Origin of the sequence: Cecembia calidifontis, from assembly GCF_004216715.1 — a bacterium.
GTDB lineage: Bacteria > Bacteroidota > Bacteroidia > Cytophagales > Cyclobacteriaceae > Cecembia_A > Cecembia_A calidifontis.
On record NZ_SGXG01000001.1, the window covers coordinates 3,165,861 to 3,180,382 of the forward strand.

Sequence of the window (14,522 nt, forward strand, 5' to 3'; positions counted from 1 at the left end):
TTTTTGGAATTAAAAAACGTATTCCTTTGACAAAAAAGTAATTGCAAGTAGCATTTGTTGATTTTTTGTTAAATTCAACCTTTCAAAACCCTAAACCTATCATGTCAAAAAATAATTACGAAACAGAAGTAGCCAAAAGATTTACCATATACAATAGCCTTTTCCTGGATTTGCCTTTTAGTGATATCCATAGGACAGGAACCTTGTTGCCTATATTGGCATCCAAGTGTCATGAGGGCTTTCAAAACAAAAAGACACCGAAAGAAATTATTCAAGGTTTTTTTGATGAATTAATGGCTAAAAATTCAGAAGATGAGAGGCATGAACTGCTTTTTAAGATGGTGCAATATGTAGAGCGGCAAGTGGTTTTGTTTGATTCTATAGAAGATGCTGCTTTTGACAAAATCCATGATCTACAAGGGAAGGGAAGTCTTCAGGCATTGGTGGCCAGGGTGGACAATGACCGGAAAAGGGAAGAATTGATTAGAAAATTAAAGGACTTTTCAGTAAGGCTTACCCTTACAGCGCATCCCACCCAGTTTTATCCCGGCAATGTACTGGGAATCATTACAGACTTGGAATCAGCGATTAAGGCCAATGATTTGGGTAGCATCAATTTACTTTTGCAGCAATTAGGAAAAACTCCATTTATCAATAGAGAAAAACCCACCCCACTGGACGAGGCGGTAAGTTTGATCTGGTTTTTGGTCAATGTTTTTTATGTGTCCATTCCGGATATCATGACCCGTTTGCTCAACATGTTGGACCAACCCCTTCATGAGTGGGAAAATTCCGGATTATTGAAAGTTGGTTTTTGGCCGGGAGGCGACAGAGATGGTAATCCCTTTGTTACACATGATATCACAGTGAAGGTAGCAGAAAGATTGCAAAAGTGGATTTTGAGATGTTATTACCGGGATGTAAGGAAAATCAGAAGAAGACTTACCTTCAAGCATGTGGAGCCTATCATGCTTAAGGTAGAAGATGGCTTGTTCAACTCCTTATTTGAAGATCAAAATTATTATAAGAGCAAAGATGAATTGCTATCTGACCTGATGGATGCCAGAAAAGGGCTTATAGAATATCATGATGGACTTTTTTTGGAGCAGTTGGATGAATTTATCCTCAAAGTAAAAATATTCGGATTCCATTTTGCCAATATGGATGTCCGTCAGGACAGTAGGAAGCATGATGGGCTTTGGGATGAGATCATTGGAATTCAGGTTGGAGAGGATGCGCTGAAAGCTTATCATCAGCTTCATGAAAAAGACAAAGAAAAATTCATTCTGGATTTTGATTCACTTCCTGAAATTAGTGCCTTCAAGGATGAGTTCCATCAGGAAATGTTAAAATCATTTGATGCCATCCGGACGGTTCAACAAAATAATGGGGAAGATGGGCTTCATCGTTACATCATTTCTAATTGCCAGTCTGCACTGCATGTGCTGGAAGTGTTCCAGTTGGGAAGGTTGACTTTGGGAAAGGATGAAAAAGACCTTAGCCTGGATATTGTCCCCTTGTTTGAAACGATTGATGATTTGGCAGAAGCTCCAAAAATAATGGAGAAACTCTATCAAAATCCGGAATATCAAAAACACTTGAAAAGCAGGAATTCCAAGCAGACTATTATGCTGGGTTTCTCTGATGGTACCAAAGATGGGGGATATATCCGTGCCAATTGGTCCATTTTACGGGCTAAGGAGGAACTGACGAAAATTTCCCGTAAATATGAGGTTAATGTGGTGTTTTTTGATGGGAGAGGGGGACCTCCTGCTAGAGGTGGTGGTAATATGCACAATTTCTATGCTTCGCACGGTCCTCAGGTAGAAAACAAAGAAATCCAGGTGACCATTCAGGGACAGACCATTTCAGCCAATTATGGCAAGCCAGTTTCCTGTAGTTATAACCTGGAGCAACTTTTGTGTGCGGGCATAGAAAATGAGCTTTACCTGAGCCCAGATAAAACTTTAAATGCCTACCAAAGGGCTTTGATTGATGAAATGGCGGATGTTTCCTACAAATTTTATAAGGACTTCAAAAATCACCCTCAGTTCCTGAATTATCTGGAACATGTCACACCCTTGAAATATTTCGGACAGGTGAATATCGGATCAAGGCCTTTGAAAAGGGGCAAGGATTCGGGTCTAAAATTTGAGGATCTTCGGGCCATACCATTTGTGGGTTCCTGGGCTCAGATGAAACAAAATATCCCTGGCTTTTTTGGGGTAGGAGCTGCCCTGCAGGCGCTCAAAAATGAAGGTAAATTTGAAGCTGCCAAACAATTGTACAATGATTCCCTTTTCTTTAGATCACTGCTGGGCAACTCGATGCAATCTTTGGCAAAGTCATTTTATGAGGCTACAGCATATCTGAAAAAAAACAAACAATACGCGGAGTTCTGGCAATTGATGTTTGAGGAATATGAAAGGACAATCCGGTTGTTGCTGGAGGTTTCAGGTATGGAAGTATTATTGGAGGACAATCCTACTTCCAGGCAGTCTATTGCCATCAGGGAAAAAATTGTCTTACCTGTAATCACCATTCAGCAATATGCCATACAGACCATGTTGGAAAAAGGCATGGATGACCCGGTATTACAGAAACTTATTCTCCGCACTATGTTTGGAATTATCAATGCGGCAAGGAATGCAGCTTAGAAGAACAAATGGCACTGGAAAAATTCAGTGCCATTTGTTTTAATCATCTCCAAAATCAGGCACCGGCAAATTCAATACCTCGTAGACATTTTGTAAATGATCATAATTCTCAGCCAAAACTATCAATGTGTCATTACCTTGAATTTTTGTGGTACCGTTAGGAGTTAGGTAGTTTTTATCCCTTTTGATCATGGCAATGATGGCGTTTTGCGGAAAGCCCAACTCAAGAATTTTCTTACCTACTATTTCATTGTCCTCAGGGATATGGATTTCAACCATAGCGGTTTTTGGATCCTCTTTGAGGAAGCTGTCCAGGGGAGAAACAGGTTTTACTTTTTCAGGTAATGCTACTTTAAACCAAGAGGCCACTTTGGAAAGTGTAGTGCCCTGTATAATGACAGAACTGACTGATATAAAGAACACCACATTAAAAATCACTGGTGCTTTATCTATTCCGGCGATTAATGGATAAGTAGCAAAAACGATGGGGACAGCCCCTCTAAGACCTACCCAGGAAATATACCACATTCTTCTGTTCTTCATTTTGAAAGGTAAAAGAGAAAGGAATACCCCCAATGGTCTCGAAACAAATATGAGAAAGAGTGAAGCTGCAAGCCCCAATCCTGCATAGGGAATAACTTCTGTAGGGTTTACCAATAACCCCAGTGTTAGGAAAAGTACAATCTGCATCAACCAGGCAACCCCGTCATAAATTTTTAAGATTGTTTTTTTATGAATAAAATCATGGTTACCAATATAAACTGCGCAAAGGTATACAGCCAAAAAACCATTGCCACCAACAAGATCTGTAAAAGAAAAGGTGATGAACATTAAGGCAATGACCAAGGCAGGGTACAATCCATCAAATCCAATATTGATTTTATTGATGGTGTGGATGCTTAACCAGCCAAACAGTAACCCTAATGCAGCCCCTAGGGTCATTTGCAAAAAGAAGGTAGAAATAAGCGATAAAAATGAAGTTTCGGGATTAGTGACAAGCCCAAGAAATGCTATGGTCAAAACATAGGCCATAGGGTCATTACTACCACTTTCCAATTCAAGTACTGACCTCAATTTGTATTTTAGTGCCAGACTTTTTGACCTCAAAATGGAAAAAACAGCTGCAGCATCTGTGGAAGATACAATTGCCCCCAATAATAAAGCCTCATAAACAGTAAAATCGGAAATTTTCCAAAAGAAAAGCCCTAAAGAAACAGCAGTAATCAATACGCCAACAGTGGAAAGCGATATTCCTTGCCATAATACTGGTTTTATGGATTTCCAGTTCGTGTCTAGCCCCCCTGAAAAAAGGATGAAATTTAAAGATACAATACCAATAAACTGGGCCGTTGAGGGACTGTCAAAATGGATACCAAGTCCATCAGAACCTGCCATCATACCTAAACCCAAGAAAAGTATAAGGGTAGGCACGCCAAATTTATAGGAGGTTTTTCCAGCCAGAATACTTAATAAAAGCAGGATAGAACCAATAAAAAGAATATTCTCAGAAGTTAGTACCATAAACTCTTTTTAAAATTGTGACACATACCTCCATAGTAAAGGGAGGGTTTGCAAATCTCTGGAATCTATAACTTAAGTTTGACTAATAAAATTCATAAATCCATGACGGCTTTCCTACATTTATTTATTTCCTTTTTTTAAATTACCTCTATGAAAAATACAAGCAGTGAAAAACCAAAGATAATTGTATTGGCAGACTTTTCTGATTACACCAAAAAAGTACTTCAAGTAGCTAAGCAATGGGCAAGCAGTTCCGGCTTGGAAATTAAGGTTTTTAATGAACTGGACTTTCAGGTGCCCACTTTGGCTGGCAATGAATTAAGGTTAAAAATGAAGTATGGGCAGATCCATGAAATAAATAGAACCTGGCTGGATTTAAAAAAGACCATATTCGGTGAGCAAACAAAGGTTGATTTTGAAATTTTAGAGGTTCCATTAATTGAATTTCTAAAAAAAGAAAAACAATATGAATCTTCCTTTATCTTGATGGGCCTCAAGGGAGGTGGATTATTGAAAAAGGTTTTTCTAGGAAGTTTGGTGACTGAAGTAATAGAAAGACTCAATCATGTCACCATGGCTATACCCAAGAATATTCAAAATTTTGAACCCAATAAAATCATAATCAGCGTACATCCGAAATATAAATTTAACCTTAATGCCTTGGAGTACTTGCTTTCCTTTCTTCCAAGATCAGTCACCACCTTACAATGGATTAGTATTGCCATGGAAAAGGACAATGTGGATGACCTGAATGATTACCTGGATGCCTTGACCCAAAAAATCAAAACCGGATTAAAAATCGAAACCGCTGTTTTTTCAGGAGAAGATGTCCTTCAACAGGTTAAATCCTTTATAACGGATAATAATAAAGAGATATTGGTCATCCAAAGAGGTAGCAGAACCTTCAAAGACAAATTGTTCAGAAAGTTTCTGGTGAATGATTTGGTATATGATGGTTCCGTTCCTTTAATTGTTTTGCCTTTATGAATTGGTTAGCTACTTCCGATCTTTCTCATGAATTTTTATCAGCTTTAATCAATTCTGGGATTTTAAAAATGGTCAAAACATTTGAGTTTGTATGAATAATCTGCTACACAAGACAAAAAAATACTGGGAATCTGATGTTTCCTTTATTTCCCTATTGGTCATGCTACTTGTGATTGTTTTTATCCTTCCCGTTTTAAATGATATTCAGCCAGACAATTCATTCCTTTTGAATGCGATGTTCATTGCACTTTTTATTATTGGTATTTTCTCTGCAAGGGAACGTGTATTTGTCATTTCTTCTATGATTATGATTTCCTTTCACCTTGGTTTGCGGATTATCAGGTTTGGGGATAACCCTTATGAATTCTATAACCTGGAAAGGATCGTTATCATTCTGAATTTGGTCCTGTTTATGGTTATTAATCTTAGACTATTGTTCAGGGATGAAGAAGTGAATGCTTACAGGATAATTGGAGCGGTTAACGTTTACCTTTGCATGGCATTGGTTGGGGCTTTTGGTATGGAGTTGATTCATCTATACTTGGGCAACTCCATTGAAGGCAATATTGAGCTTACAGGAATGGACAAGGATTTTGGGGACTTTATGTATTTCAGCCTGGTGAGTCTCAGTACAGTTGGATTTGGGGATGTTCATCCTACCAACACAATCGCGAAAATGTTGTCATCATTTCTATCGGTGGTTGGAATTCTTTATCCTGCAGTGGTCATCGCCAAACTGGTTTCGTATGCCTCCAAAAATCCAAATGGGTAAAAATCCTAAATTTAAATTCTCAAAAAAATCCAAGAATCCTATTTTTAAAAAGAGGCTTTTGGAATTAAAGAAATCCAAAAGCCTAAAGTAAATGTTAGTTTAATGTATACTCCACCACAATTTCGGTATTCAAAAGCCTGGAAATGGGACAGTTTTTCTCGGCATCTTTCACCAGTTCGGCAAATTTTTCTTCACTGATTCCATCGACTTTCGCTTTCAAAATCAATTTGGACTGTTTTACAGTACCTTCTTCAAAAGTGATAATACATTGCGTGTCCAATTCTTTGGGAGGGAAATTGGCACCGCTAAGGTTAAAACTGAGTTTCATGGCAAAACAACCTGCATGTGCTGCTGCAATCAATTCCTCCGGATTGGTACCTGCACCGTCTTCGAAGCGGGAACTGAAAGAATATTGGGTTTTGTTCAATACTCCGGTCTCTGTGGTCAGGTGTCCCTTTCCTTCTTTTCCTGAACCTTGCCATACGGCAGTAGCTTTTCTTTTCATATCAAAATGTGTTTTTGTGTTTTATACCGTTGATCCATAATATTTCAATTTTTGGATCATTCCTAAAAATAAGATTTAAATTCAAGGAATGGAAGGTAATGAAGACTTAAAAATTTTTCGGTTATCTGATGACCAGATTCCGCTTGCCGTTGGATTAATGGAAAAGGTATTCACTTTAGAGCAATACATTCCTGAATCTTATCTTCCTGTCAATTTATTTCCCCAGATGAATTGGGGAGTTTTTCATGGAGAAAGGCTGATTGCTTTGGCCATTGCTTGGTGGGAAAACGAAATCTGGCATTGGGGAAGGTTTGCTGTTGATCCGGAATGGAGAGGCAAAGGAATAGGGAAAAAGCTGATCCAAATAAGCTTGAAAGAACTTTTTGATGCTGGCGCCAAAGAAGTACATATCGATGCCAGGGATATTACTGTAAATCTATTGTCGAAATTAGGTGCCAGGGTCATTGGAAATACTTTCGATTTTTATGGAAACGTAACCCCGATGAGGCTCTCGATACATGATTTTAAGACATAAAAAAAGCCATCCTAATGAGAATGGCTTTTTTAAAATTTAAGTTTTTTTAATTTAGGAATTCATCAAATGTCAAGGATACGAAGTACATGGTACCTACAGTAGGGTTACCCCAAGCTTGACGGTATCCTGAACTGTTGAACAGGTTCTGTCCACCCAGTTTTACGATAGACTTGATGCTTTTCAATTTGTAGCTTACCTGAGCATCCAAGGTACTGAATGCCGGCATTACAGACAGTTGCTGGGTATTGACAGCAGGCCCTACGAAAGAAGACTGCCATACAAACTCCCCTTGCCATCTCCAAGCCAAGGCAAAGCCGATGTTTTTATTGTTGATATTTCTATTGGCAAAGGTTAGGTTGGTTCTATATTCAGGGGTGTTGAATGATGGGATAAAGCCCACTTCTGCCAACTCATCCAAATTGGCCAATTTGTTGAAGGAAACGTTACCTCCTATGGTGTAGTTTTTAGGCAACTGGTAATCAGCTCCCAAAGCCCATCCATAAGATTTGATGACTTCCTCTCTGTTAACCGGCATAGAAAATACATTTCTTGTATTGGCGCTCAAGAGGTTCAATCCTAGTGCTGATGCAGGGTTTTGAGGATTGAAGTTAGCATCTTGGATCAAGACCTGACCACCGATAAAGTTCTCAAATCTGTTGTAGTAGAAGTAACCGTCTACCAAAAGTTTGTTTTTTGCGATCAAGCTTTTGTATCCGATTTCATAAGATCTTACCACTTCCGGTCTGAATCTGGTCAATTCATAGGGGGTTTTCTTATCCTGGTTGGCAGCAGCAGCATTGGCAGGAACCAACTGGGCAGCGATTTGCGGTACCAACTGTGGTACGAGTGCTGCAATGGCTGCTGGCGCTTGGTCAGGAGGAATGATTCCCTGCTGTACTTGCTGCGTTACAATTTGGGTTGCCTGCTGAATAGCCAATTGAGTTGCTTGTTGGATACTTTGCTGGTATACAGGAGAATTGGGTTGAGTATCAGCCAAAACTGCACCACCAAAGTTGGTCACTGTTGCCAAAGAGTAAACTGGATTGTTGGCAAAATTGTATCGCTGTCTGAACAACGGTAAACCACCAATCAATCTCGCCTGCGGAGTCAAAAGGTCAATGTATTGATCCTGAGTAGTCGGAATTCTGAAGCCTGTCTGATAGGAAGCTCGGAAGTTGTGCTGTCCTGCGGTGTAGACTGCTGCTACCCTTGGAGACCACTGTCCGTCAAAGTTTTCGTTTTTATCATAACGTACGGAAGCAGTAACTTTCAATTTCTCAGCTATGGTTTTGCTACCTTGAGCATATCCACCAAATTCTCTGATGCTGAATTCATTGCCGTCATCATCTGTTGCGAACAAAGTTCTTTCTGAGTTAAGTGCATAGACTCTGTAGTTAGCGCCTACCAGGAAATCAGCAAACTTGATGTCTTTAAAGGCATAGGAACCTTCTAGGTGGTATAGGTTGGTTTTGTCCACAAACCTTGCACCAACACCTTGTGCATTTCCTGGAATAGGTCTAGATCTTACGTCAGCAAGAGCTTGGTTAAACTGAGGGGTTCCTGGCAGGAATCTGCCTTGGTCCGCTACACCTCTTGCAGTGGCATGTGCCTGTGCTTCATTTTGTCCAAGGCCTCTTGCTTGCACAAAAGCTCCTACATATTCACCGAACCACTGCTGGCTTGGTTTCCATGCTTCATTGATGCCCTGACCTGCAATGCCCACTGCATAAGAATCACCGGATCTTTCTTGAGTGGTATAGGCTCTTAAGAACCAGTTGGCACCTCTTAATTCTGCTTTATATTGTCCAATATTAAATCCAGTTATGGAATATCTGTCAGCACCTGTATAAACTGTAGTACCTGCTCCATAATTACCTTGGAAAATTGCCTCTACATTGTCATTCAATCTCCAGTGCAATGCAGCGTTCAATTTCAATGATTTGGTTCCGTAATCAGCCAGGTCTCTTTCCAAATAACCTGTTCTTGATACAAATGTCTGTGGTACTATACCCAAAGCAGCCTGAGGAAGAATTCCTGCATTCACCAAGCTTTGGGCTACACTGAACATGTTGACGTTGGTCTCATCACCGTAGATGTTTACACCATCAAATCCTGGGTTGTTTTCCCTTGTACCGTTGGCAATTCCAAATCCGTTCAATAATGATTGGTCTCTGAAATCATTGGCCTGCCAGTCGTCTGCTCTCAGATAGTTTACATTGAATTTCATGGCCACTTTGTCAGAGAATGCAGTAGCATATCTGGCTGCAAAATCATAGAATCCAGTAGTTGGGTTGGATCTTGTGTTTTGATCCATGATACCACTCTTGATCTGGGCGGAGAAACCTTGGTACTGGAATGGATTTTTTGAATTCATCAACAAGATACCGTTGATGGCGTTTGGTCCATAAAGTGCAGATGCTGCACCGGGAAGCAATTCCACGCTTTCCAGATCCAGTTCAGAGATACCGGCAATATTACCTACGGAGAAGTTCAAACCAGGAGCCTGGTTGTCCATACCGTCGATCAGCTGAACAGTTCTTACGTTACCATTGGCATTGAAACCTCTGGTGTTGAAAGACTGGAAGGTAAGTGATTGAGTACTCATTTCCACGCCCTTCATGTTTTTCAAACCATCATAAAAACTGGCCTGCGGAGCTTCTCTGATAGAAATAATATCCATTCTTTCCACAGTAACGGGAGATTGAAGGACACTTTCTTCCACCCTTGAAGCAGAAACTACGATTTCCTGGCCAAGAATACTTGACTCAGCTAAAGTAACCTGTAGGTTAGAAACATTGGATTCCGTGATCTCTATTTCCTTGGAGGAAAATCCGATCATTGAAAATACCAAGGTAAATGGAGGTGCCTGGTTGACTCTCAGGTTGAAATTACCATTAAGGTCAGTGATGGTTCCTACCACTCTACCCTTGACCACAATGTTGACCCCTACAAGGGTTTCTTTGGTCCTTTCTTCGGTGACTTTACCCGACACGGTAGTAGTCTGGGCAAAGGCCTCATGGCTCCCTAAGGAAACTATGACAAGCAATAATAAAACTACTTGCCATAAACTTTTAGTAAAATTTTGCATAAGCTATGTTGGGTTAATTGTGTTTGTTTTTTAATCCCTTCAGAATTTTCCTGAATAGCACGGAAAATTAGTTTAAAATCACAATTAATAATGAAAATGCAAAAAAAAATATCTTAAGATTTTTCAAATCTTTTTTTGAAGAATTGGAAACTGGCTCATTTTCAAAAGAAAATGGATAAAAATGGGATAGGATTCCACTGAAAAAAGATTTGGACCGAATAAAAGACGCAAAAGAATCAATTGCGGTTTCGGTTTTAAGATTTCAAATGCCAGTTAAATTAAGCATATCCAAATTTCAGGTAAATGACCGTATTAATTCAATAAAAAAGAGGGGAAGGACAGCCTAAAATCAGTTTCCTTCCCCCTTGCTCTTTGATAGCCCTTAAGATTGACCAGGCCTTTTTATGTAAGAAACAAAAGTTCTTTTTGTGGAACTAAAAATTCTAAGTCCGGATCGACAAAGAATTATTTACTCATTTTTTTATTTTCCTCATTGACATGTCGGACAAGTCGGTCGCAAAGATCTTTCATTTCTTCAGCCATGAATTCATCTCCGGTACTATTGAGGATAGTCTGGGCCATACCTCCCAAAATGTCAATGTAGAATCTTTTCATCTCCACTACAGACATATCATCTGTCCAAAGGTCAATTCTTAAAGTGTTGTGGTTCAGGTTGTCCCATACATTTAAGCTGATGCTTTTAGTGGATTCCATTCTCTCAGCTTCCTTGTCTGTGGCATCCCATTGAATGGCTTTAGGAAGGTTGTTGTCGTCCAATTGGACTATAAATTTGATTTCAGAATTTTTCATTGGTTTTTCAAATTTTCATCACAAAACTAGTTAAAATAAATTTTTGTCCATTTTTGTTCCCCAGTTCCCTATCTTTATTTCTATTTTTAGGTCATGCATTGGACACTTTCATTTGATATTCCGGAGGGCAGACCCAAAATCAGCCATCAATCAAAGCTTTTTTCTATAGGCTCTTGTTTTTCTACCGTGATGGGGGACAAACTGACCGAAAGGAAATTTTATGTTTTGAATAATCCTTTTGGTACCCTTTTTAATCCGATTTCAATTGCCCAGGTGATGGAGGATTCCATTTTGGAGATGCCTGTCAATTCGGATCTTATTTTGGTGAGGGATGGGTTACACCTTTATTTTGGGATGCATTCTGATATTGTTGCTTATTCGAAGGAATCATTGGTCAGGTTGATTCAAAAAAAACAGGCACAGGCCAAGCAGGTTCTCGAATCTGCTACGCATCTTTTGATTACTTTCGGCACCTCCTGGGTTTATGAATTTGGCAGTCAGGGACAGATTGTGGCCAATTGCCATAAGCAGCCTTCGGGTCTTTTTGAAAAGCGCTTGTTGACGCCAGATGAAATTCAAAAAGCTTTTGTCAGCTTTTTTAACCTTTTCAGGGAATTCAATTCAAAAGCCACTGTCCTGCTTACGGTCAGTCCCGTGAGACATACCAAAGATGGGATTCCGGAAAATCAATTGAGTAAATCTATCCTTAGGTTGGCTGCCCATAATCTTTCAGAAGCTTATGACTTTGTTCATTACTTCCCAAGCTATGAAATCATGATGGATGAGCTTAGGGATTATCGTTTTTACAAAGATGACCTCATTCATCCCACTCCGCAGGCGGAAGACTATATTTGGGAACGCTTCAAACAGGCTTGGGTTGATCCCAAATCCTATCCCTTGATCCAAGAATTTGAAGGAATTAAACGTGATCTTGACCATAAGCCCTTTAATCCGGAAAGCCCATCCCATCAGAAGTTTTTGGATAACCTCCAAAAGAAATTAGACAAATACAGCAAAGATTTTGATTTCGCAAAAGAAATAGATCAATTGAGAAAGCAGACAAGGTACAGGGGTAAATAGTTATGATAAGCTCAAGCTTATCATTCCAAAAAACGATCCGGTCAATGCGCCAATAAGCAACTCTGTTCTGGTATGTCTTTTCAACTCCAATCTGGACCATGTCGTTCCCATGGCCAATGCCATTATGAGTATTCCCATTAGGCTGGAAATACTGAATAAGCCCATTGCTGTAAAAAATGATATGGCAGCATGTAGTGAGGCCTTGATTTTAAAATTGAACAAGGCCATTACCAAAAGCATCACAAAAAAGTTGGCTATATTGTACAAGACTGTCTTTGGAAAATCCATAAAATAAATAACTCCTAATAAAATCAGGAACAACAAAATAGCAAAAGGGTAAAATCCTTTTCTCTGGTTCTGATCGGAAACATCAAAATTTGAATAGGTTCCTTTTCTTAACTTTCTCAGGTTATGGACTACAATCGGCATTGTAACCAATCCCAAGACCAAAAGGGACAATAACCATGCTGTATCAGAAGGGAGGTTTCCCATAGCCATTACAATCACATACAGGGTACCCAATACCAATGGATGGCCTGCCACGGTGAATATCCTTGCAATTTTTTGCTTCATAGTTTGATGCTTTCTACAACCTTCTCAGCCATTTTCTGATATCCATGATCCGAGGGATGAATCCCATCTGCCGCAAAGAATTCTTTGGGGAATTTGGGATTGATTGGTAGGTAAACCAGCTTTTTGTTTTCTTTCAACAAGGAATTGATTTCTCTGACAAGCATGATTCTGTGCCAACCCAGGAAGAATCTGATGATACCTGGGAGGGCGGGGACCTGATTTACCGGAGGAATGGAAGGGACAATGATTTTTCCAATTTTATAAGTTCGTTCAAGCAAATGGAAAAAATCTTTCAATTCTCTTCGAAATTTTGAAGGTGGAGTAAATTTGAAGCAATCATTGGCTCCAATAAGCACAATTGCTGAATGAAAACCAGAGGGAAGTTCTTGTTTCCCATGAACCAAGAGCCGTTTGAGTCTATCGGCTTTGAGGCCGTTTTTTCCCAAATTATAAACTGAAAAATCCTCCTGTAGAAGCTGATGGATTTGGTAAGCATAAGTCTTTTCTTTTCGACTTGCTCCCACTCCCGCAGCAGTAGATTCACCAATAATCAATAGATTGGCAGTGTTTTGTTTGTTTTTTAAAGCCAGGAATTCAGAATGTGGAGGCAACTTCCCAATTTTCTGCCTTAATTTTTTCCCATAAAAGTAAAGTAAGGGGAATATGGGAATCAGAATAACCAATTCAAAAAAGTACAATATCCTGTTTAAAATCATGATTACTTGATTAGGAATGAATTGGAAAGGGGTTGAAAGAATCAACCCCCTGATTTTTTTGCCTTATAGCCTTCTTGGAGCAAAACCTGAAGGACTTTGTCCCGATGGTCACCTTGTATAAGGATTTCTCCATCTTTTGCACTTCCTCCTACACCACATTTGGTTTTGAGTAATTTCCCCAGTGTTTTTAGGTCTTCATCTGAGCCTACAAAACCTTCTATAAGCGTAACCTGCTTTCCTCCTCTGGATTTTTTATCCAACATCACTTTGAGGTTTTGTTGTTGGGGGGGAAGGGTTTGTGCCTCAACCTCATCACCCAAGCTATATTCAAAATCTTCGCTGGTAGAATAGACTACTCCGTCTCTTTTCTTCCAGTCGTTATTCTTTTTTTTACTCATTTTACTTTTTGGATTTCATGGTCCAAACCGGTCTTTTGGCGGCATTGACCACATCTTCAGCGATACTTCCACTCAATAAGTGAAGGAATCCAGTCCTTCCATGGGTGGCCATGGCAATCATATCCGCATCGATATCTTCGGCATATTCCAAAATACCGTCTTCTTCCGTGGAGCTATTATAGACCACCATAGAAGCTGCATTGATTTCGAAATCATCAACAAAGTCTTCCATTTTACCCATAGAAGTCCTGGTGCTTTCAAACATGCTTGGGGTATTGATTTTGACAAGATGCAACTCGGCGCCAATTGTTTCAATAGTTGTTTTTAGTCTTTTGACAACATCTGAGGGTACATCATTGAAATCACTGGCAAAAACCACCTTTTTTATTTCTTCGGGTGTAATTGGACTTTTAATGGTGATTACCGGACATGATGCATTTCTAACCACTTTCTCTGTATTGCTACCTATTAGGACCTCTTCCAGTCCTGAAGATCCTTTGCTGCCCATTACCACGATATCTGCTTTTATTTCGGCGATTTCTTTAGCAATTCCTGCAAAAGGATTACCGAAAACCATTTTGGTTTCAAATTTGAAGCCTTCGTCTTTTAGCTCGGCTTCAAATTCTGCCATTTGTCTTTTTCTTTTTTCAATGAGTTCGATCATGAAAATCTGGGTGCCTTCGCTGCTAAAAGCACCAACTTCCCCATAAGAATTGAAACTTTGAGGGGTGGGTAATTCAATCACATGGAAAAGTTTAAGTTTATTGTGGGTTTTTTTAGCCAGCCCTTTAGCAAATTCGAATGCATAGCCTGCTTCTTCTGAAAAATCGTAGGGTACGAGAATTGTCTTCATGTTTATGGTTTTTGATTGATGTTGGAA

Annotated in this window: 13 protein-coding genes; 5 read left to right on the forward strand and 8 right to left on the reverse strand. The window is 39.5% G+C overall.

The genetic code is table 11. The annotated features are described in order from the left end of the window. The first annotated feature begins 101 nt into the window (after positions 1–101). Positions 102–2,657 carry a phosphoenolpyruvate carboxylase gene (locus BC751_RS13680; protein ID WP_130276029.1) on the forward strand — a complete coding sequence of 852 codons (2,556 nt, stop codon included), beginning with the start codon at positions 102–104 and terminating at the stop codon, positions 2,655–2,657. A 39-nt stretch (positions 2,658–2,696) separates the two neighbouring features. Here the strand turns inward: BC751_RS13680 and BC751_RS13685 are convergent, their stop codons facing one another. Then, positions 2,697–4,178 (reverse strand): potassium/proton antiporter, encoded by a 1,482-nt coding sequence (locus tag BC751_RS13685; protein ID WP_130276030.1) that lies wholly within the window; start codon positions 4,176–4,178, stop codon positions 2,697–2,699. A gap of 150 nt (positions 4,179–4,328) precedes the next feature. Here BC751_RS13685 and BC751_RS13690 point away from each other — a divergent pair, with 150 nt between their 5' ends. Together BC751_RS13690 and BC751_RS13695 are read left to right on the forward strand one after the other, a co-directional pair. Beyond that, positions 4,329–5,165 carry a universal stress protein gene (locus tag BC751_RS13690; protein WP_130276031.1) on the forward strand — a complete coding sequence of 279 codons (837 nt, stop codon included), beginning with the start codon at positions 4,329–4,331 and terminating at the stop codon, positions 5,163–5,165. 91 nt (positions 5,166–5,256) lie between these two features. Then, positions 5,257–5,937 carry a potassium channel family protein gene (locus tag BC751_RS13695; protein ID WP_130276032.1) on the forward strand — a complete coding sequence of 227 codons (681 nt, stop codon included), beginning with the start codon at positions 5,257–5,259 and terminating at the stop codon, positions 5,935–5,937. 94 nt (positions 5,938–6,031) lie between these two features. Here the strand turns inward: BC751_RS13695 and BC751_RS13700 are convergent, their stop codons facing one another. Next, on the reverse strand, positions 6,032–6,442 hold the full coding sequence (locus tag BC751_RS13700) for an OsmC family protein (protein ID WP_130276033.1): 411 nt from the start codon (positions 6,440–6,442) through the stop codon (positions 6,032–6,034). Positions 6,443–6,530: 88 nt separating this feature from the next. Here BC751_RS13700 and BC751_RS13705 point away from each other — a divergent pair, with 88 nt between their 5' ends. Continuing rightward, entirely contained in the window at positions 6,531–6,977 is a 447-nt protein-coding gene (locus BC751_RS13705; protein WP_130276034.1) for a GNAT family N-acetyltransferase, read from the forward strand. Positions 6,978–7,023: 46 nt separating this feature from the next. Here BC751_RS13705 and BC751_RS13710 read toward each other — a convergent pair whose 3' ends face one another. Together BC751_RS13710 and gldC are read right to left on the reverse strand one after the other, a co-directional pair. Continuing rightward, complete coding sequence (locus BC751_RS13710; RefSeq protein ID WP_130276035.1) at positions 7,024–10,065, reverse strand: TonB-dependent receptor; 3,042 nt, start codon at positions 10,063–10,065, stop codon at positions 7,024–7,026. A gap of 465 nt (positions 10,066–10,530) precedes the next feature. Continuing rightward, positions 10,531–10,875, reverse strand: coding sequence for a gliding motility protein GldC (gene gldC / locus BC751_RS13715; protein ID WP_130276036.1), 345 nt, complete (start codon positions 10,873–10,875; stop codon positions 10,531–10,533). 93 nt (positions 10,876–10,968) lie between these two features. On the opposite strand from gldC, the gene BC751_RS13720 reads away from it, so the two are divergent. Then, entirely contained in the window at positions 10,969–11,955 is a 987-nt protein-coding gene (locus BC751_RS13720; RefSeq protein WP_130276037.1) for a GSCFA domain-containing protein, read from the forward strand. On the opposite strand, the gene BC751_RS13725 is transcribed toward BC751_RS13720, so the two are convergent. The 4 genes from BC751_RS13725 to BC751_RS13740 are packed head-to-tail and all read right to left on the reverse strand — an operon-like array spanning position 11,956 to position 14,495. Then, positions 11,956–12,528: a phosphatase PAP2 family protein gene (locus BC751_RS13725; protein ID WP_130276038.1), complete on the reverse strand. Its 573-nt coding sequence runs from the start codon at positions 12,526–12,528 to the stop codon at positions 11,956–11,958. Next, positions 12,525–13,244, reverse strand: coding sequence for an SGNH/GDSL hydrolase family protein (locus tag BC751_RS13730; protein ID WP_130276039.1), 720 nt, complete (start codon positions 13,242–13,244; stop codon positions 12,525–12,527). The genes BC751_RS13725 and BC751_RS13730 overlap by 4 nt, the downstream gene beginning before the upstream one ends. A gap of 41 nt (positions 13,245–13,285) precedes the next feature. Next, complete coding sequence (locus BC751_RS13735; protein ID WP_130276040.1) at positions 13,286–13,642, reverse strand: translation initiation factor; 357 nt, start codon at positions 13,640–13,642, stop codon at positions 13,286–13,288. A gap of 1 nt (position 13,643) precedes the next feature. After that, positions 13,644–14,495 (reverse strand): universal stress protein, encoded by an 852-nt coding sequence (locus BC751_RS13740; protein ID WP_130276041.1) that lies wholly within the window; start codon positions 14,493–14,495, stop codon positions 13,644–13,646. Positions 14,496–14,522: the final 27 nt, after the last annotated feature.

Bases quoted from the DNA above. Each gene is read 5' to 3' on its own strand.
- BC751_RS13735 (WP_130276040.1), bottom strand. From the start codon at position 13,642: ATGAGTAAAAAAAAGAATAACGACTGGAAGAAAAGAGACGGAGTAGTC.
- gldC (WP_130276036.1), bottom strand. From the start codon at position 10,875: ATGAAAAATTCTGAAATCAAATTTATAGTCCAATTGGACGACAACAAC.
- BC751_RS13730 (WP_130276039.1), bottom strand. From the start codon at position 13,244: ATGATTTTAAACAGGATATTGTACTTTTTTGAATTGGTTATTCTGATT.
- BC751_RS13700 (WP_130276033.1), bottom strand. From the start codon at position 6,442: ATGAAAAGAAAAGCTACTGCCGTATGGCAAGGTTCAGGAAAAGAAGGA.
- BC751_RS13710 (WP_130276035.1), bottom strand. From the start codon at position 10,065: ATGCAAAATTTTACTAAAAGTTTATGGCAAGTAGTTTTATTATTGCTT.
- BC751_RS13680 (WP_130276029.1), top strand. From the start codon at position 102: ATGTCAAAAAATAATTACGAAACAGAAGTAGCCAAAAGATTTACCATA.
- BC751_RS13720 (WP_130276037.1), top strand. From the start codon at position 10,969: ATGCATTGGACACTTTCATTTGATATTCCGGAGGGCAGACCCAAAATC.
- BC751_RS13695 (WP_130276032.1), top strand. From the start codon at position 5,257: ATGAATAATCTGCTACACAAGACAAAAAAATACTGGGAATCTGATGTT.
- BC751_RS13705 (WP_130276034.1), top strand. From the start codon at position 6,531: ATGGAAGGTAATGAAGACTTAAAAATTTTTCGGTTATCTGATGACCAG.
- BC751_RS13740 (WP_130276041.1), bottom strand. From the start codon at position 14,495: ATGAAGACAATTCTCGTACCCTACGATTTTTCAGAAGAAGCAGGCTAT.
- BC751_RS13725 (WP_130276038.1), bottom strand. From the start codon at position 12,528: ATGAAGCAAAAAATTGCAAGGATATTCACCGTGGCAGGCCATCCATTG.
- BC751_RS13690 (WP_130276031.1), top strand. From the start codon at position 4,329: ATGAAAAATACAAGCAGTGAAAAACCAAAGATAATTGTATTGGCAGAC.
- BC751_RS13685 (WP_130276030.1), bottom strand. From the start codon at position 4,178: ATGGTACTAACTTCTGAGAATATTCTTTTTATTGGTTCTATCCTGCTT.